This is a genomic window from Echinicola arenosa, assembly GCF_014841125.1.
In the GTDB taxonomy this organism is placed as follows: domain Bacteria; phylum Bacteroidota; class Bacteroidia; order Cytophagales; family Cyclobacteriaceae; genus Echinicola; species Echinicola arenosa.
In genome coordinates, this window is the sequence record NZ_JACYTQ010000001.1 from 20559 (window position 1) to 39630 (window position 19072).

The window sequence follows — 19072 nt, forward strand, 5'->3', positions numbered from 1 at the left end:
ATTGTTTCCGCGCACAATCTATTTGTTTGCGGAAACACAAAGCCACCAAACAGAATAATAACGTAGTACAAAAGACCTAATAATTGGTTTTGATTAGAATTATAACAAAGAATGAAGGCATAGCTGATAATTTGAAATAGTACCATCCATTTACATTAACAAATCATTAATTCAGTTAATTATTGTAAGTGGTTTTAAAATAGTCCGATTATGTACAGATCAAAAAAACTATTACTTTCGTGATTTATTATTTTTTCAAAAAGACCAAAAATCCATTGACCTAACAGACCCTATTATGGAAAAAAATAAAATGATCAGGATAAAAGACATTGCCAAGCTATCTGGCGTATCCGTTGGCACGGTGGATAGGGTAATTCATAAAAGAGGCAAAGTCTCCGAAGCTGCTAGGCAGAAAGTGGAAAAAGTCCTAAAGGAAATTGACTATACACCAAACCTATTGGCCAAGACCCTTGGCTCAAGCAAAGTATACAAAATCGCTTTGCTCGTTCCCAACCCTAAGCAAGATCCTTATTGGAATTTGTCCCTTCAGGGCCTTGAAGCGTCAAAGGTCGAATGGAGACCCTACCATATGGTATTAGAGCCCCACTTTTTTGAACTCCATGATTTTGGTTCTTTTAAAAGCGCATCCAAAAAGTTAATGGACAGCAAGCCTGATGCTGTTTTAAGTGCTCCTATTTTCCTCAATGAAGCTTTGGAGTTTTTCAAGGAGCTTGACGAGCTTAATATTCCCTATGTGCATTTCAATACCATGATTCCTGATGTTTCTCCATTGGCTTTTATTGGGCAGGACCTCTATCAAAGTGGCAGACTTGGGGCCTCATTGATTAATCTAGGCACCGACTGCAACAACAATACAGTTTCTATCCTCCACGTAAGTGAGAGTATACAGTTTTCCGTTCACTTTAAAGAAAAGGAAAGAGGCTTCAGAGATTACTTCAGTTCCCTCAACAATGGCATCGTCACTGTTTCGTCTGTTATCATTGAAGGAGACGACATGAAATCCTTTGAATCCAAACTTATTGAGGCCATAAAAAAAGATAAAATCAAAGGTTTATTTATCCCCACCTCCTCTGGAGCCAAACTGACTGCGGAGATATTAAGAAAAAACAAGCTTTCAGACATGTGCATCGTAGGCTATGATCTCCTGGAAGAAAACGTAGAATTGCTAAAATCAGGAGACATCAATTTCCTGATCAACCAAAACCCAAACAGACAGGTATTTAGAGGAATCCATCACCTTGCCAATCTCCTGCTCTTCAATAAACAAGCACCTGAAAAAGAGCTTTTTCCACTAGAGGTTATTACAAGGGAAAATGTAGATTCCTATATCAAATCAACCATACATTAATTCCAGGTGTAATGCCATTTAGTTTAGGGCTAAAAGAAAAAATATCACACTTAACTGGGTCGAAGGCTATGTCTAAACCTCGACCCTACTAAGCCTGACACTACCAGAAATTGGCTAAATAAATGGCTTTACTCTCAGATTAACCAATAACCAACATTTCCCCTCAAAAAAACAGTTTTTACCATGCTTGTTTTTCATTCTTCTTTAATTGGAAAGACCTGGAAATATTAAAACCAAAATGGATATCCCCATCCCAGAAATTCCCGGTAGTTGATGGAATAAAGCCCGTTTCCGTCATAGATTGGGCATTGGTCAAATGCAATTGGAAAACGTGGCCTCCTGTTTCAATGTCAAAACCGAGAGCCACCACATTGTAAAAGCCATCATTCTCATTGGGAGCTACCCTATAATAATACTCCATATTCAGTGAAGTTCTGTTGGTAAGTTTCAGTCGACCACCTAAACCTACCGCAAAAAGATCGTTTTTATCCATATTGGTAGGCACCAAATTTTGATGGACATAGCTAGGCATAAGCTGTAGGGAAAGCCCTTCTGTGAACTTCCTTGCCAACAATAATTGGTGCGCATAAGAAAGCCTTCTTTCAAATGTCATGGGAAGTTCCGGTCGCTTAAAGGTATTGACTGCCATACTGGAATACAATGTCATGGAAATAGGTACCTGTTTTGCCCCTGTCTGCTGCTTTAATAAACGGTACTTTGCGAACCCATCATAAACTTTCTGAAAGGAGTTCCTCCCAACCCCAACCGTAAGCCGATCGGTAAATGCATATTCCAGCCCCAACCTAATATTCGCTTCGTCTAACCCAAAAAAGTTATAGGCACCTGAATTAATTCTACCGAATCTATGAGAGATCATAAAGTCCAGGTTTCCTTCTCCCCGCGTTTCAATGGTATGTCCATTAATCAGCCTCGTTCCCTTGAAAGTCCCCATCACCCATTCATCCATGGGCTGAACTTGACTTTCCAACTGATCCAGTAAGCTATCTTGCGCCTTCAATGGGTTTGCATAATAAGCCATAACCAAGGAAATAATGATCTTAATTGTTCTAAGACAATGCTGCATTTGCTAGTCTTTTTTAAGTTCAAAATGCACTGTCACCTCTACCTCCTCTGCGATTTTCTTGAATAATATTTGTGGAATTTCAATATCATGGTCTTCCAGCCTAATCGGAAAGACGGCATCCATAAAAACGATCCCATTTCTTACTTCAAACCGACCACTAATATCCATCGGTTTCTTTACCCCATGGATGGTCATATCACCAGATACATCAACATTTTGGCTTCCACTTTTTTCCATATCAAACTTTTTAACCTTTCCCTCAAAAGTAGCCCTGGGAAATTCCTCGGATTCCATAAAATTCTCATTAAAATGCTCTTGCATCAAAGATTTGGCGAATTGAAATCCTCTGATTTGGACCACTAAAGCGATATCTCCTGTTGCAGCATTGAATACACCAATCGCTTCCTTATTATTGGCCTTAATATCTTCCAATGGAGCGTTAGAGAAAAAGCTGAGCTCACAAACAGCAGTTCGATAGGACTGTCCTACTGTCGGTAATGTCATGGTCCAGAGCAACAAAGTCATAATTAAACCTTTCATAACATTCTGCTTAGTTATCTTGAGCACCGGCTGATACCCAACAGAAAATATCATCCTTTTGGGATGTTGTCAAACTCCTTCCTGAGTCAGAAGGTGGCATAAATCCACTTTGTGTATAAGTCCTGATTTGAGTGGCATTATCGATAATATTTTGCTTTATGGTAAAGTTCACCCTACCAGTACCCGCAACATGGCATCCAGAAACCGCACAATTGTTTTGGATAATGGTCGATACTTCCCCTGACAAGGTAGCGGTATTATCTGCACATTTATCTGGGGTGGGGGTTGGGATAATATCTTCTTCATTTTCTCTGCTACAAGCCAACCCCGTAACCAACAGTAGTCCGATGACAATACAAAAAAGGTTTTTCATAGTTTTATCTAGTTTGGTTTTAAAACATTATCCAAAGGGAGGAGAAGGCATTTCACCTCCTCCAACTTTATTAATAACCTGTTCCCCCTCCATCGTCATCAGCTGACCCATCAGCATTACTTCCAATATCACCTTGGGCAACCAGTGTAGAGAGTTCCGACGCACTTTTATGGACATTTACATAGCCGTCGAAATTGATTAACTCCTGATAGGTAATAGGAGTACCATCATTCATTTCATCTACAATGGTTTCACTCATTCCGCTTGCACCATCCACATCAGTTAGGTCAATAACTATCCCTCCGCCTTCAGCAGCTGAATTAGCATGAATATGGGAAGGGTGCATATCTCCCGCAGCTGTCCCTGTCAAGACGATGGAAATCTGTGTGGTGCCATCATCTTGTCTGGTGAAAGTCACCGTACCTGTCACTCCTGATCCTGCCACAGAGTTAAGTGTATAAACCTTTTTCTGACCTTGTGGACTTGGTTCATCATCTTTATCGTCGCAGGAAACCACAATCACCATAGTGACCATCAGTATCATTGCAACGAAGTATTTTACTTGCTTTTTCATCATTAATACATCATTTCTTGGTTAGATTTGACACAATAGTTTTCCACTAAACCTTCAGAAGCCATTTTTTTTGGCTGGAAAGTTTACCTTGTACACTTAATTTTTTTTAGATTGATTAGCCGGCTTTGCTTACCAATTGTATTTTAATCCTATCCATACACCGGCACTCTTTAGATTTACTTGACCTTCACCTACTCCGGTCAAAGGCACTTTAAAATAGGGTTCTACCTGTAGGGATAGTTTTTCTGATAACACCCTTTCATATCCCATACTGATATTGGCTATTTTAAAATAATGCTGGTTTTGATTTTTGATATCCAAATCCGAGTAAGATGGATACCCACCATTTCCTGCATATTCTAACTCATATTTTTCCCTTAACATCAAATAGGAAGATAATCCTGAACTGATGTACCAACTATCCAAATCTCCTCTGATAGCATAAAAGCGAACATTTAAAGGAATATCCAACACATAGCAATCCCCTTTTACTCCAGTCGGAGAACTTCCATATCCAGGTGATAAGTAACCTTCTTTTCCTTCGTAGGTTTTGAAGGCATACAAGCCTCCTATATTAATGCTCCACCTAGGATGGAAGAAATATTCCACATTAATACCCAAACTTGTCCCAACCCCATGAACATCATTTAACTTCAGTGCACTTATATCTGGTGAAAGCACTACAGCAACGCTCCACCTTCGATCATTTCTATATACCAATTTATCGTTACTGTGTTCCTTTTGGGCATCCAAAGGGGCTTCAAACTGATTCATTTCAACCAAGGCAACTTCCTTCAACGGCCCATCTAGCTGTGGCAGGTTTCTATTACATATCTTTATTCCAGACAGGCTTTCCAAGTCATTTTTATTGAAAGCCGTAGAGCCTCCCCAATGTTCTTCCCTTTCGTTTTGGGGAGAATTATTCTGTTGTTTGCCAGCTATAGACTTGGATGAATTTTCTGTAAACTCATCACTTGTATTACTCTTGGTTTCTTCCAACAAATTATTTTCATTTCGTTGCTGAGGGATAGATTCACCATTATTTTCATAAACATTGTTTTCTTCAAATGATAAAGTGCTCCCACTCTTTACGGAACCATTTTCCTGCACCACTGGATTACTTTCTGTTACTTTACCTGCTTCCTTTGCATTCCAGTCAAACACCACAATACTTCCTAGAAATAATAGAACAATCCCAACAAGCCAAACCCATGGTTTCTTATACCAATTCACTTTCGTCCCCATTGGGGAGTTAGCTAATTTCTCCTTCATCTTTTCCCAATCCTCTGGCAAAAAGGGAATTTCAGGATGAGATGATTTCTCCTTGAAGAAATCATCCAGCTCGCTATCGCTCATATTTCGCCAGTCCTTTTTCATGATTTCTTCTTAATATTTCCCTCAAATTTGCCCGAGCTCTGGATAGGTTTGACTTGGAAGCTCCAACGGTCACCCCCAATTGCGCTGCTATTTCTTCGTGTGTATAACCTTCTATTGCATATAAATTAAAAACCGTCCTATAAATTGGTGACAATCCTCTGATCGCCTCAATCATTTCCTCATAGCTCATTTGACTGATCACGCCATGATCTTTACCATTTAAGTATTCCGCTTGATCCAAGCTTTCAGTTTGGGCATGTTTTAGCTCATGCTTAAAGTGATTGATCGCTGTATTGATCAATATCCTTCTAAACCAGGTCTTAAAAGACAAATCAGGATTAAACTGATTAATCTTGGAAAAAACCTTCATAAAGCTATCATTAAGCACCTCCACTGCTTCATCCCTATTGGCAGTATACCGCAAACAAACGCTCATACCATAGCTGTAAAACTGCCGGTATAGCAGTTCTTGAGACTTTCTATCATTGCTAGAAAGCCCCTCAATCAGCGCTTTAGTTGGTTCATGGTTCACGTTGTTGAAAGGGTTGCAAAAGCCAATACAAGAATGTTCTAAAAAGGGTTGCGTTCCTCTGGATTTTTTTCTCAATTAGTCCTGGACTTCTGATTTAATTTACAAAAATTATAAAGGACATTAACTGCTTTTCAGAGTTGAACAGCTCCCCTTTCTGGTTATTTGCAGATGGTAATTTCTGTAGGGGCTATTGATGGGACTAAAGAGCTAAGCTCTGGGCTTAAAAAATGAATCCCCAAACCCAAGCCACGAACAATAAAAAGCAAACCTATGAACACCGCCACATAAGGCATCAATTTAAATACGCGCTGCCGAGTGGACAAACTAAATAATTGCCCCCCCAGCATCAAAACAAAGAGTAAAGGAACAGTTCCTGTTCCAAACGCAAACATATACAAAGCACCTTCCAAGGGACTTGAAAGCGCAAGAGAAGCTAATAAAGCAATGTATACCATACCACAAGGTAAAAGTCCATTGACCAATCCGGTCATGAAAAATGCCCAAGTTCCTCCTTTACCTAACCAAAAAGACAGCCCCGACTTGATCCTGCCAACCAATTGGTAAAGACCGCCCTTAACGATGGCTTGTTCGCCCTTTTTATACATCATGGCGAAAAGAATGATCATCACTCCTAAGGCAATGGACATCCACTGTTGAATTCCTGCAAGCTGAAGCCCCCATCCCATGGTACCAATCAATAGTCCCAGTAAACTATAGGTAATGGTTCGTCCAAGATTGTAATAAAGTTTCCTAGGCCAATACCGTTTGGTATCAGCGGCCGCCACTGCCATGGCTATTGGGCCACACATGCCCAAGCAGTGGAATGATCCAAAAAAACCCAGAAGAAGTGCTGTCCAAATCATCTAAATATTGATTTTCTTTTCTTCGTAAAAGGACTTTCCGTTTCTTTCCCAAGCTAATTTCACTTTCCAGTATCCTGGCTTTAGCTGACCTAAAGAAATGGATTTAACCAGATCATCCGCAAAAACCACTTCTATCTTCTGATCCAATCTAGCGTCTGAAGGTCTAAAAAGCCATAATGTTCCTTTATCACCCTTATCTAAATGAATCATCAATGACTTGCCTCGAGTATCAAACTCTAGCGCCTTCTCTTCAAGCTGGGCAGTATTGGAGGCTTTTTCTATCTGTTCCTGATATTTTATTTCTTCTTCATAATAGTGCGCTGTGACCAAATGGATGTCATCTTGGTTCATACAAATCCCCACCATGGTAAAAATCACCGCAGCAAAACCTACAAATACTAATACGATTCCTGTTCCCCAATTCATAGTTAAATTAATTTAGTCATTTTTCTTCGGTAAAGGCGCCATAAAATTGGTTTCAATCTCATCAATGACTTCACCATTCTGTAACAGTTGCAGTTTCACCTTCTCATTGATTTGAGCTACCGCTTGCGCATCCATGACAAGAAAAAACCTTCCCTCCAGCTTGGATTGACCTTCCATTTCCCAGTTTCCTTCTCCTGTCGCTTCAATACTATACCTTTCATCAACAGCTCTCACCTGAACATTTTGCGGACCAAAGGTTTTATTGATGAAAGTAACCTCATATAAATTACTAATCTGCCCATCTGTTCGCTCCTGATAGGTCATTCCTCTAAATCTGGTAATAGTGGCAGAGAGCGCTGTCCGTGTCACCAAAAGCCCAATAAACGCCCCTATCAATAATAGTAAGACCAAGGAGTACCCCATTACTCTCGGGGTTAACAGTTTCTGATGTCCTTCTTTAATGCTGTTTTCAGAAGCATATCGAATCAAACCAGTAGGCCTATCCACCTTCAGCATCACTTCATCACAGGCATCAATGCAGGCGGTACAATTGACACACTCCATCTGTACGCCATTCCTAATATCTATTCCGGTAGGACAAACTTGTACACATAAAGTACAATCAATACAATCTCCTTTTGGACTTTCTTCCACAGTATGTTTTTTGATCTTTCCTCTCGGTTCTCCCCGCACATAATCATAGGATACATTGATGGAGTTGGTGTCTAGTAGGACTCCCTGAAGTCTCCCGTATGGACAAACTACCGTACAAACCTGTTCGCGAAACCAAGTAAAAACAAATAAGAAAATCCCTGTAAACGCCATCAATCCTACAAAACCAGTAACATTATCAGTAGGAGGACCTGAGATCGTCTGAAAGGTTTTTTCCACTCCTATTAAATAAGCCATTACCAAATGGGCTATCAATAAAGAAATCAATACGAAAATCACCATTTTGGCTCCTTTCTTTAAAATCTTCTCCCGATTCCATGACATCGCATTGAGCTTCCTTTGCTGGTTGGCATCTCCTTCAATCCAATATTCAATCTTTCGGAATACCATTTCCATGAATAAAGTCTGTGGACACGCCCAACCACAAAACACCCGCCCAAACACCACCGTAAACAGGATGATGAATAAGATGAGGATCAACAGCAAGAACAACAAAATATGTGTATCCTGAGGCCAAAATACTTGACCAAAGATCACAAATCTACGCTCAAATATGTTGAGCAGTAAAAAGGTTTTACCTCCTATGGTCAGAAATGGCCCCGCAAACAAAAAACCTAGTAATAACCATGAGAGATAAGTTCTCCATTTGTAAAAGAATCCTTTTACCTTTTTAGGGTATACCCAGTTCCTTTCTCCATCTGCTTTCACCGTGGAAAGAGAATCTCTAAAAGCCTCATTATGGCTACTATTTTCTACTTGCTTGCTCATATCCTTGTTAGTTGAGGTTGTCTCATAATTGGTCATTTCGAGGATAGGAAGACGTCTAAATAACCTTAGAGGCAACCTCAATTACATTACGAAGCTACTGTTGTACTATCCATTGCTGCACTGTCCTCTCCACTTTCGATGCTTCCTTCTTCTTCAGGGTCATATAATTCACCTTGTGGCTCTTTTGGATTGGCGGGTGTTGTTCCTTTAAGCGACAATATAAAATTGGCTACTTGCTGGATCTCCTCAGGGCTTAGCTGATCTTGCCATGGAATCATTCCTTTCTCAGGTACACCGTATTTGATCACGGTAAAGACATCTTTGATACTTCCGCCATGAATCCAATATTCATCGGTGAAGTTCGGTCCCACGCCACCACCTCCATCTGCGGCATGACAAGCCACACAGTTGTTTTGAAAGATATTTCCACCCGCTATCAGGACTTGATCAGATTGATCAAATTCAACATTATTTTCATCGATAGATGCCAAAGCCAAGGCCTTTCGACTTTCAGCTGCAATAGCTTCCGCCTCTAATTCAGCCTTATACTCTTCTGACGGAGTCTTTCCCCATCCCAGTGTAGAATAATTGACCAAGTAACCAATTGCAAAAATGATGGTACCATAGAAAACATATTTTAACCAGGGAGGCATAAAATTGTCTAGTTCGACAATGCCATCATAGCTGTGATCCAGCATAATTTCCTCTTCTTCTTCGATGGGCTGATACTTTCCGGAAATATACTTTTCATTAAAACTTTCCCACCAAGTAGGTTCATTGGCCAATTCAGGGTTTTCCTTTCTCAGTACCGCCCCCATAAAGGACATGAGGTAAATCATCAAGATCAGTAACAAAACCATGACACCCAACACAACCACAATCAGAATTAACAAGGTGATTTGACTGCTATCCATGTTACTCAATGCGGCTATGACACCTTCTCCAGATGCTTTCTGAGCAAATACTGAAGAGCTTGCCATTCCCAATAAAGACAGTAATGCTAAAAACTTATTTTTCTTCATGGTCATCTTTTTTTTGGTGGTCACCATCTACTGGTAGTGATTTCATGTGATCAATGTACTTGGTATCCACCCTGAACACCCACCAGCCCATGCCGACAAAAAAGAGCACGAAGATAATTAGTGAGATGATCGGATAGATTTCCACGTTTTCGATCGAACTTAATATTTCTTTTTGCATGACTTTCAGGTTTTATTTGGCTAAACTGTTGTCTGTTGGCGCATCTACCTTTTTAATATCGGTTCCCAAACGCTGTAAATAAGCAATCAAAGCCACGATCTCTGCATGAGGCAACACTTCAATATTATCTTCTGAAAGCCCTGCTACTATTTCTTCGGCTTGCTTTTCCAAATCCATCATTGCCTGTCCATCGGCGTAGCCTTCTGGGTATGGTACACCAAGCTTTTGCATGGTCCGAATCTTATCGGGCATATCCTCATGATCCATGGTGTTGGTAATCATCCATGAATAGGCAGGCATCGTGGATCCCGGAGACATGGTCCTCGGATCCAACATATGGTGATAATGCCAGCTATCCGGATATTTACGTCCTACCCTGTGCAAGTCAGGCCCAGTTCTTTTGGAACCCCAAAGAAATGGCCGGTCGTAAACAAATTCACCTGCCTTGGAATATTCCCCATAACGCTCCGTCTCTGACCGGAAAGGCCTGATCATTTGGGAGTGACAGCCTACGCATCCATTCGAGATATACAAATCCCTCCCTTGAAGCTCCAGGGGTGTGTAAGGCTCCACACTGCTGATGGTCGGGACATTGGACTTTACTAGTAAAGTCGGCACAATCTCAATGGCTCCACCAATAAGGATAGCAAGGGTGGCTAGCAATGTAAAGAAGATGGGTTTTCTTTCCCATACATGGTGCCAGTACTCTCCTTTTTGGGCGACATGTTTGGTTAAGGCAGGAGCTTCATCAGCTTCTTCTGCGACAAAAGTTCCGATTTTAGAGGTTTTGATCAAGTTATAAACCATAAGCAAGGCACCAATTAGATAAAGTACCCCTCCAAATGCCCTGAACATGTACATGGGAACAATCTCCAAAACAGTCTCCAAGAAGTTTGGATAAGCAAGTCTGCCCATTTCATTAAACTCCTTCCACATCAAACTTTGCGTCAAAGCAGCAACGTACATGGGCAAGGCATAGAAAATAATCCCCAAGGTGCCTAACCAAAAATGGGTATTGGCCAGCTTAGTAGAAAAAAGCTTGGTTTTCCACAACTTAGGCCATAGCCAGTACAGCATTCCAAATGTCAAGAAACCATTCCAACCCAAGGCACCGATATGTACGTGGGCCACAATCCAATCCGTATAGTGAGCAATGGCATTCACTGATTTTAAAGACAGCAATGGCCCTTCAAGTGTGGCCATACCATAAGCGGTTACGGCCACTACCATAAACTTCAATACCGGATCTACCCGCACTTTATCCCATGCTCCTCTTAATGTCAAAAGTCCATTCACCATACCTCCCCAAGATGGAGCGATCAACATAATTGAAAAAGCAACCCCAAGCACCTGTGCCCAATTGGGCAACGCTGTGTACAACAAATGGTGCGGTCCAGCCCAGATATAGATAAAAATCAGCGACCAAAAGTGAATAATGGAAAGCTTATAGGAATAAATCGGACGATTGGCGGCTTTTGGCAAATAGTAATACATTAAACCTAGATAGGGAGTGGTCAAGAAAAAGGCCACAGCATTATGGCCATACCACCACTGCACCAAAGCATCCTGAACCCCAGCATAAGCCGAATAACTTTTAAAGAAGGACACTGGCAATGCCAAAGAATTGAAAATATGCAGCACCGCCACTGTCACAAATGAAGCCAGATAAAACCAAATGGCTACATACATGTGTCTTTCTCTTCTTTTGAGCAATGTACCGATCATATTGGCTCCGAAAGCTACCCATACGACTGCAATGGCAATATCAATCGGCCATTCCAACTCTGCATATTCCTTGGAGGTGGTCAAACCTAATGGAAGCGTTATGGCTGCTGCCAAAATAATCAATTGCCATCCCCAAAAGTTGATCCAGCTCAGAGCATCACTCCACATCCGCGCTTTGAGCAGCCTGGGCATGGAATAATAAACTCCTGCGAATATGGCATTGCCCACAAATGCAAATATCACTGCATTGGTGTGCAAGGGCCTGATTCTCCCATAAGTGGTGTATGGATTTCCAAGGTTGGCCTCAGGGAGAAAAAGCTGTGTGGCGGCCAAAATACCCACCAGCATCCCGACTATGCCCCAAATCATGGTGGCAGCTCCAAAGTACTTTACGATTTTATTATCGTAACTGAACTTTTCCAGTAATGCATCTGACATATTTATTTGGTTTTAGTTGACGGTTTATCTTTGTTTGATTTATTGTCTTTTGCTTTGTCGAATAAGATCCTCACCGAAGGAGTATAGGTGTCATCATATTGCCCCTTCCTCATTGCCCGAATAAAAAGGAATAAAAATCCAATGGCGAGGAGCAAGCTTATTCCAATCAAAATAAATATCACTTCCATGTCCAATTTTTCTTTAGTCCCCTTTTCATTGCGAAATAATTAACTGCTAAAGTGGTGAAGAGCACCACTGAAATACTACTTAAGGGCATTATGATGGCGCACACAACGGGACTTATCATCCCCTGCACGGCTAAAGTGACCCCTAAAAGGTTGTAGAAGAAGCTGATCACAAAACTGGAGATGATGACCCTTTTACTATCTTTAGCCAATCCAATCATATTGGGTAGGTCACCCAATATTGAAGCGTTCATTATGGCATCACTTGCAGGAGAAAAATGAGTTACCTGATCAGAAACTGCTACTCCAACGAGCCCTTCTTGAAGTGCACCAGCATCATTGAGCCCATCTCCCACCATTAAAGTTTGCTTGCCCTGATCATTGAGTTTTTTGAGATATTGCAGTTTATCTGTAGGTCCTTGGTTAAAATTCATGATCACCTCAGCACCCATGGCTTTCACCAAATTGGACCGCTCATGGTCATGATCACCAGATAATAAGTGAATTGACCCATAACTTTTAAGGTCATCAATTACTTTAACGACACCTTTCCTCAAACTACTTTGGATATGGAAATAGCCATATACTTCTCCTTCAACTGATAAATAGACCCGATTACCATTATCGGCGGTATGCACCTCTCCCAATCCTAGCCACTTAGCAGATCCCATCCGGATGATACCGGAACAATATATGGCCTCTATTCCCCTTCCTGGGTATTCTTCAAGCCCTTCAACATAAGCGGGCTTAACTTGACCCAGCCATGAATTGATCCGAATGCTCAATGGATGAATTGAATATTGCACCATACCCTTGATAGCAGCCTTTAATTCTTCCGTCAGTCCAATCCCCACAAAGCTTACTTTCGCCGTAGCAGGATCCGTTAGGGTTCCAGTCTTGTCGAAAACATAAGTATCCACTTTGGCCAGATCTTCCACCACCCGGCTATTTTTCAGGTAGAAGCCCATTCTTCCGAAAACCCTCAAGGTGTTTCCAAGTGTAAAAGGAGTTGAAAGCGCCAAAGCACATGGGCAAGCCACTATCAGTACACTGGTGAAAGCCCTGACCGCCATTGAAATGTCCCAAAAGCTCCAATAGGCCAGTGTCCCGAAAGCTGTTAGTAATACCACCAAAGTGAATTTTCCACTCAGTGCATCAGCCAATGAACCTAATCCATATTTCTTTTTTTTCTTAAAACTATCGTGGTTCCATAAATTCGTTAAATAGCCTTGAGAGGGAGACTTTTGCACATTTAACAGTATGGGACCCGATTGCTGTCTCCCGCCTGCATAAATCACTTGACCTCTATTTACAGGTACTGGTATCTCCTCTCCTGTCACAAAGCTATAGTCGATTTGTGCTTCACCATCTATGAGTAGACTATCTGCAGGAATCAATTCTCCTTTCCTGACTTTTATGGTGTCTCCGACTTCTAATTTCGGCAAGGAAACCACCTCTTCTATCTGACCTGAAATCCGGGTAATGGCCAAAGGGAAGTATGCCTTGTAATCACGATCAAATGAAAGTGTTTCAAAGGTCTTTTGTTGATAATACTTTCCTAACAGAAGGAAAAAAAGTAAGCCACCTAGTGAATCAAAATACCCAGAACCCGCTGTAAATAAAACTTCAAACAAGCTGTAAAGAAATAAAGCCACGATTCCTATGACAATAGGAACATCCATGTTGACACGACCATTTTTCAGGGAAAACCAAGCTGATCGATAATAGTCTGAAGCGGCGTAAAACACCACTGGTAAAGCCAAAAATAAGTTCAAATAATTGAAGAGGCCTCTAAAATTCTCTTCCAATAAGCTTACCTCACTGAAATATTCAGGAAGACTAAAAAACATCATGTTCCCAAAGCAAAAACCGGCAATAGCCAATTGATAGACCAGTCTTTTGTCAATGCTGCTTTTTGATTTATCCGCTTCTAGATTAGAAAGGTTGATTGCAGGTTCATAACCAATTTTAGTCAATAGCCTGACCACTTCCGACAAACTAAGCTGCTGATGATGAAATTTGATATTGGCCTCTTTCTTTATGAAGTCTACTCTTCCTGAAACTATATTCTCATTCAGTTGGTGTAGGTTTTCCAATAGCCAGATGCAAGAAGCACAATGGATGGCAGGAACAGAAAAAGTAATGTGGGTTTCTATATCATTTTGAAAATCTACCAATTGCTGGATCACCTCAGGCTCTTGGAGGTAATCAAAGCGGTTAGTGGCCTGATCGCCAATGGGTGCTTTTGTGCCGGGATTTTCGCCATAAGCATAATAACTAGAGAGACCATTTTCTTGAAGCACCTCATATACCAATTTGCATCCGTGGCAACAAAATTCTCGTTGATCAAAGATAAGCGCATCTTCTTGGCATTTTTCACCACAATGAAAACACAACACGATATGCTCATCTTTTATATCTTCCATATTTGTTAGTGGTTATATTACAATTTAACTATAAATTACCCTATTAATCAAGATATCACAGTTAAAACAGGTCATTTATACTAGGCTAAATAAAAGGACAGGTTATCATGCCAAACATCACCTTTATAAAAATGAAAAAGTACTTTTGCCAAATCTGCCTGATAGTCCTTGGTCGTCACCAGTAAAGAACAATCCCTTTTAGTAGCATAAGACCAGAAATCCCCAATTTTTGTGAAATTGAATTTGATAAAACTGGTTTCCTTGGTATGGTCACTGATAAGCTGAATCAGAGCTTGTTCTTCTGCTATTTTCGACTTAGGTATAAAACTAGGTGAGATGATTGTGGCTTGGCTCTCCACTACTTGAACCTCAAACATCATTAAGAAATCCCTAATAATTTTTGCAGATGAAGGAGTACCATCATAATGAAAGAGTACCTTTCTAAAGGATATATTTTTATCATACAAGAACAAGGGAATTCCACAAGGACGCTTTTCCAAGACCTGTGGATAATCCGCTTCATGTAACCAATCCAACACTTTTGGGAGATTGGCGAGAATCATTTTTATTTCCTGGTCCGTTTCTATAGCATTGGCTGTGCTTTGGGCTATTGTTCCAAAAAAACCAGCGGGGATACGGCTATCGAAAACCGGCATCAGAATATCTGATGGAATTTCAATATGGCTTAGATCATTGCTGTACATAAATTACCCGTTGATGATTTACACAAAGCTACTTTTAAACCTTGTACGAAGGCATGACATTTAAAAACCCAGAACCTGACTTTTGTCAGGTTTTGATACTACCATTTCAAATACGCAAAAAAGGTTTTGTACAAACTCAAAAAAATCAATCATAAAAAAAGTCCGAACCATAGATTCGAACTCTTCCCTTCTTAAGTTGTTGGCTACTAAACTTATCAGTTATTGTAAAAGTCTGAAAGCCTTGCTAGGCCCTTTTGATCTAGGACTATGATTCTTTTTCCATCAAATTTTATCAAGTTGTCCTTCTTAAATTCAGACAACAACCTGATCACCGTCTCTGTAGCTGTACCCACCAGACCAGCTATCTCCTCTCGTGTGAGTACAAGGTCAATTTTTTGGCTCTCACCTCCATCCACTCCATATGACTCACTTAGCTTGATCAAAGTAAAAGCCAATCGCTCCCGGATGGTTTTTTGGGTAGCATCGGTAAGTTGATTTTCCATCATCCCCAAAGTTTGGCAAACTGATTTGGTCAACCTACGGTGGAAATTATTGTCTTTGGACAATATATCCAAAAACGTCTCTTTGGGAATAAAGCATATTTTCGCATCCTCCACAATGGTAGCAGAGCTGGTATAGGTTTCCTCTCCCAAAAGAGAAGTATAACCAAGAAAATCACCTTTCTGGGCCAACCTTATGATTTGCTCTTTACCATTGGAAGCTGTTTTATAAGTCTTAACAATCCCTGAACTAATACAAAATACACCTAAAGGCTTGGTACCTTCATAGAAAAGAATTTGTCCCTTTTTATGGGAAATCAGGTTCTTACTGTCAGACAGGTTACATAAATGCTCCTCGGACAAACCAGAAAACATGGAAAATTTCCGGCTTAAACATAGTTCACAAGGGGTATTTTTTTCTGTCATGTTGGTTTATAAAAATTGTGTTCATTGCAAAGTAAAGATTAAACCTATAAAAAAAACATGACATTTGTCATACTAATCTCATTTGAAGAGATTAATCAGCAACACTAATCAGTATAGAGAACTCGACTTCCAGCTCGTTTTTTACCCGGATCGTTCCTAAAAATTTCTTTGGTGGATCTATACCAAAGTCAGAAAAAAGGAATTTCTTAATCCCTACAAGTTTTCTTACACCATTTCCCACTTCCTCTAGCTCACAGGTTAAGTCTACTCTTTTTGAGACATTGGCAAGTGTCACTATCCCCTCACCAGATAAAAGGTTGCTTTGACTTTCTGATTTCTTCATTTTTACAAACTCCATTTCAATCAATGGAAATTCATTAGCCTTGATGGTTTCCTTAAAATCTTTGGTCATCATCTTATTAAAACAGTCAAAACCTTCTGCAGGAACTTTAATTGCTCCATCCCAATAGTTTGTCCCATCAACTGTTGTTTCTCTTAATTTATCCTTTCCTTTATACTCTTTGGACAAACAATTAAAACTATTGACATTGGTATTTCCTTTGATCTCCAAGGTGCTTTCCCCTAAAACATCCCAAATGACTACTTTTTCTTCCCCTGAAGTCAAAAGCTGTAAAATGGTCAAAATCACTATATAAAAAGTCATCATAAAACCAATCTATTTTTATCGTTGCATATAAGTCAAGGAATAAGGGATTGTTTATCCCTTATTCCTTTTATTCATACTAGAAACTTATTGCTGCTTCAATATTAAGGCCACTAAATTCCCCACCGTTGTATTTACTCTCAGTTGGATAACCGTCATAGTTTTGTTTCACATATTCAATCTTAGCTACAATATTTTTGGTCATAAACCAACCTCCTCCAATGTTAAAACGATCAATGGTCAAGGTAGCGGCATCCTCAGTTTGCTCACCTTTGACTTGGTTATACCTCCCTCCTAGATAAAAACGCTCATCCTCACCAAATCGATACAACAGTTCTGCAGCCAATTGGGTAAACTGGCCATTGCCTTGGTCTTCGCCATTCATAGCCACTTCATAGATTCCAAAGAATTCTAAACCTTTGTATTTCAAGAATGGGTTGAATTGCAGAGCAGTCAACTCTGTGAACCTAGGATTAAACCTTCCTTCAAAATCAGAGCCATCACCATCCAAAGTCTGCATCACATTATAGTATCTTCCTCCCGCTCTATCACCTCCATAAATATAGGATCCAGTGGATGTTCCATGATTAATATACCAAGATCCTGTCAACCTCAACCTGAAATCCTCGCTTACATAATCGTCGTATCCCAATTTCCCATAAAAAGACAGCTTGTTATCTGTATTGTCATTGACCACTACAGATTGATTAAGCTTACCATTTGAAATGGCAACGAGTGCCAGTAGACCATTATTTTGCACAAAAACCTCGGCAAAAGCTTCTGTACTAAAGGCATCCATGATATAGTTTCCTACAAATGGGTTAAAGATCGCCCTTGCATTATCAGTCCTGCGGAAATGGGCATCGCCATAATTGATTTCATCCATACCCACCTTGATAGTAGTAAACTGCATGATACCTTCCAGAAAACCATCCGATACAAAATCCAATTTATCCATTTGAAGGTAGCCCCCTTTCACCCAAGCTTCTTGATGGTGTTTGGCAGAAAGATAGGTTCTAAGGTGCATTCTCAGCCCATTTTCCAATTGGACATCCAAGTTGAGATTGGCAGTGGGAAGATTAAGGTTGGAGCCTAATTCTACCAAATTGTCCAAACTGTTTTCTTGGTTCAAGCCTTGAAACTGGAGGGCAAAGTCCCCTCCTACTTTTACCTGAAGACCATCAAAAACATAATCAGTACTTTTGGTGGTTTCAAATACATTCAACCCGAGCGAGTTATCTGGTCTATAATACATCAGATCCCTTTGCGCCCATGATGCGTTTACAATGAAAAACATCATCAGAAAAAGGACGGTATAAGTAATACTTCTATTAAACTTTTTCATGACTTTAATTTTTGAGATTAGTTGGCAGATTTAAATTGAGTATTGAAGGCGATTTTAAGCTCATTTCCTGTTTTGATCGTATTGAACATAGCTGTCGGAGGATCTACATTGAAGATGGTAAAAGTAATGGGAACCTCACCTTCGAAAGTCACTGTTCCCCCGCTCACTTTATACCCGACATCCATACTGACTGATTTACTATTTCCAGAAATGGTCAACTTACCAGTAGCATTGATCTTATCACTGGTAATTTCATTTACTTTTTCCAGTTCAAAATAGATATTGGGATTCTTTTTGGTATCCATGGCTTCATAGGCTTTCTTGTCCATAGCAGACTTGCCACTTTTCAATTCACTCACAGGTAGGGTGATTTTCAAAGATTTTATTTCTTCTATGACTGCACCATTTAGCTTTGCACTCATGGTTCCTGTAGCTCCCTTTTCAGAAACCATATCCCAATCATGCAGTGTGGAAGTACCAGAAACCTTGAATTCTTGCTTGTCTGATAATGTAAAACTTTTCTGGGCATTCACGTGAAAAACGATCCAAACCAAGAGCAGAGATAATAGAGCGTGTTTAAGAGAGTTCATAAATTTTCAATTTAGTTGGTAAGTATTTAAAAACGCCTTGTGCTTTTTGTTTCTATCAAAATTATACTGAAACCTGTAGGATTAACATGAGCAAAAAAGCCTCAAAACATGACTTTTATCATCTTTTTAATTTAAAAATAAACTAAAAATAAGTCAATATAAACTATCTATAAATCTATTTATTTTATCAACAAACAGATTTATTTAAAAAAATACCCAACCAAACATAACTAACTCCAGATAACAATTAGAAATAACACTTAAAACTACATATATTCATTTCAACGTTTA

The 19072-nt window shown here is 39.9% G+C and carries 20 protein-coding genes; 1 reads left to right on the plus strand and 19 read right to left on the minus strand.

Annotated features, from left to right (window positions below; all coding sequences use genetic code 11):
- Nucleotides 1–295: 295 nt before the first annotated feature.
- Nucleotides 296–1369: a LacI family DNA-binding transcriptional regulator gene (locus tag IFO69_RS00080; protein ID WP_192006920.1), complete on the plus strand. Its 1074-nt coding sequence runs from the start codon at nucleotides 296–298 to the stop codon at nucleotides 1367–1369.
- A gap of 178 nt (nucleotides 1370–1547) precedes the next feature.
- On the opposite strand, the gene IFO69_RS00085 is transcribed toward IFO69_RS00080, so the two are convergent.
- The 19 genes from IFO69_RS00085 to IFO69_RS00175 all read right to left on the minus strand — a co-directional run bounded on the left by IFO69_RS00085 (nucleotide 1548) and on the right by IFO69_RS00175 (nucleotide 18781).
- The gene (locus tag IFO69_RS00085) at nucleotides 1548–2453 is read right to left on the minus strand and encodes a DUF5777 family beta-barrel protein (protein ID WP_225443932.1); all 906 of its coding nucleotides are present in this window, start codon (nucleotides 2451–2453) and stop codon (nucleotides 1548–1550) included.
- Nucleotides 2454–2456: 3 nt separating this feature from the next.
- Nucleotides 2457–2993 carry a YceI family protein gene (locus IFO69_RS00090; protein ID WP_225443933.1) on the minus strand — a complete coding sequence of 179 codons (537 nt, stop codon included), beginning with the start codon at nucleotides 2991–2993 and terminating at the stop codon, nucleotides 2457–2459.
- Between the two features lie 10 nt (nucleotides 2994–3003).
- Nucleotides 3004–3366 (minus strand): 2-polyprenyl-6-methoxyphenol hydroxylase, encoded by a 363-nt coding sequence (locus tag IFO69_RS00095; protein WP_192006922.1) that lies wholly within the window; start codon nucleotides 3364–3366, stop codon nucleotides 3004–3006.
- Between the two features lie 70 nt (nucleotides 3367–3436).
- Nucleotides 3437–3943: a CHRD domain-containing protein gene (locus IFO69_RS00100; RefSeq protein WP_192006923.1), complete on the minus strand. Its 507-nt coding sequence runs from the start codon at nucleotides 3941–3943 to the stop codon at nucleotides 3437–3439.
- A gap of 126 nt (nucleotides 3944–4069) precedes the next feature.
- A complete protein-coding gene (locus tag IFO69_RS00105; RefSeq protein ID WP_192006924.1) occupies nucleotides 4070–5317 on the minus strand; it encodes a hypothetical protein in 1248 nt (415 codons plus the stop codon).
- Nucleotides 5286–5849 (minus strand): RNA polymerase sigma factor, encoded by a 564-nt coding sequence (locus IFO69_RS00110; RefSeq protein ID WP_192006925.1) that lies wholly within the window; start codon nucleotides 5847–5849, stop codon nucleotides 5286–5288. The genes IFO69_RS00105 and IFO69_RS00110 overlap by 32 nt, the downstream gene beginning before the upstream one ends.
- Nucleotides 5850–6007: 158 nt before the next feature.
- Complete coding sequence (locus tag IFO69_RS00115; protein ID WP_192006926.1) at nucleotides 6008–6712, minus strand: sulfite exporter TauE/SafE family protein; 705 nt, start codon at nucleotides 6710–6712, stop codon at nucleotides 6008–6010.
- Nucleotides 6713–7138 (minus strand): FixH family protein, encoded by a 426-nt coding sequence (locus tag IFO69_RS00120; protein ID WP_192006927.1) that lies wholly within the window; start codon nucleotides 7136–7138, stop codon nucleotides 6713–6715.
- Nucleotides 7139–7150: 12 nt separating this feature from the next.
- The gene (ccoG, locus tag IFO69_RS00125; protein WP_192006928.1) at nucleotides 7151–8578 is read right to left on the minus strand and encodes a cytochrome c oxidase accessory protein CcoG; all 1428 of its coding nucleotides are present in this window, start codon (nucleotides 8576–8578) and stop codon (nucleotides 7151–7153) included.
- An 86-nt stretch (nucleotides 8579–8664) separates the two neighbouring features.
- Nucleotides 8665–9600 carry a c-type cytochrome gene (locus IFO69_RS00130; protein ID WP_192006929.1) on the minus strand — a complete coding sequence of 312 codons (936 nt, stop codon included), beginning with the start codon at nucleotides 9598–9600 and terminating at the stop codon, nucleotides 8665–8667.
- Nucleotides 9587–9778, minus strand: coding sequence for a cbb3-type cytochrome c oxidase subunit 3 (locus IFO69_RS00135; RefSeq protein WP_192006930.1), 192 nt, complete (start codon nucleotides 9776–9778; stop codon nucleotides 9587–9589). The genes IFO69_RS00130 and IFO69_RS00135 overlap by 14 nt, the downstream gene beginning before the upstream one ends.
- Before the next feature lie 12 nt (nucleotides 9779–9790).
- On the minus strand, nucleotides 9791–11941 hold the full coding sequence (gene ccoN, locus IFO69_RS00140; protein ID WP_192006931.1) for a cytochrome-c oxidase, cbb3-type subunit I: 2151 nt from the start codon (nucleotides 11939–11941) through the stop codon (nucleotides 9791–9793).
- 2 nt (nucleotides 11942–11943) lie between these two features.
- On the minus strand, nucleotides 11944–12129 hold the full coding sequence (gene ccoS / locus IFO69_RS00145) for a cbb3-type cytochrome oxidase assembly protein CcoS (protein WP_192006932.1): 186 nt from the start codon (nucleotides 12127–12129) through the stop codon (nucleotides 11944–11946).
- Nucleotides 12120–14552 carry a heavy metal translocating P-type ATPase gene (locus IFO69_RS00150; RefSeq protein WP_192006933.1) on the minus strand — a complete coding sequence of 811 codons (2433 nt, stop codon included), beginning with the start codon at nucleotides 14550–14552 and terminating at the stop codon, nucleotides 12120–12122. The genes ccoS and IFO69_RS00150 overlap by 10 nt, the downstream gene beginning before the upstream one ends.
- Before the next feature lie 80 nt (nucleotides 14553–14632).
- Nucleotides 14633–15256, minus strand: coding sequence for a hypothetical protein (locus IFO69_RS00155; RefSeq protein ID WP_192006934.1), 624 nt, complete (start codon nucleotides 15254–15256; stop codon nucleotides 14633–14635).
- 215 nt (nucleotides 15257–15471) lie between these two features.
- Nucleotides 15472–16182: a Crp/Fnr family transcriptional regulator gene (locus IFO69_RS00160; RefSeq protein WP_192006935.1), complete on the minus strand. Its 711-nt coding sequence runs from the start codon at nucleotides 16180–16182 to the stop codon at nucleotides 15472–15474.
- A 91-nt stretch (nucleotides 16183–16273) separates the two neighbouring features.
- Nucleotides 16274–16849 carry a YceI family protein gene (locus IFO69_RS00165; RefSeq protein ID WP_192006936.1) on the minus strand — a complete coding sequence of 192 codons (576 nt, stop codon included), beginning with the start codon at nucleotides 16847–16849 and terminating at the stop codon, nucleotides 16274–16276.
- 76 nt (nucleotides 16850–16925) lie between these two features.
- On the minus strand, nucleotides 16926–18191 hold the full coding sequence (locus IFO69_RS00170) for a hypothetical protein (RefSeq protein WP_192006937.1): 1266 nt from the start codon (nucleotides 18189–18191) through the stop codon (nucleotides 16926–16928).
- A 17-nt stretch (nucleotides 18192–18208) separates the two neighbouring features.
- Entirely contained in the window at nucleotides 18209–18781 is a 573-nt protein-coding gene (locus tag IFO69_RS00175) for a YceI family protein (RefSeq protein WP_192006938.1), read from the minus strand.
- Between the last annotated feature and the right edge of the window lie 291 nt (nucleotides 18782–19072).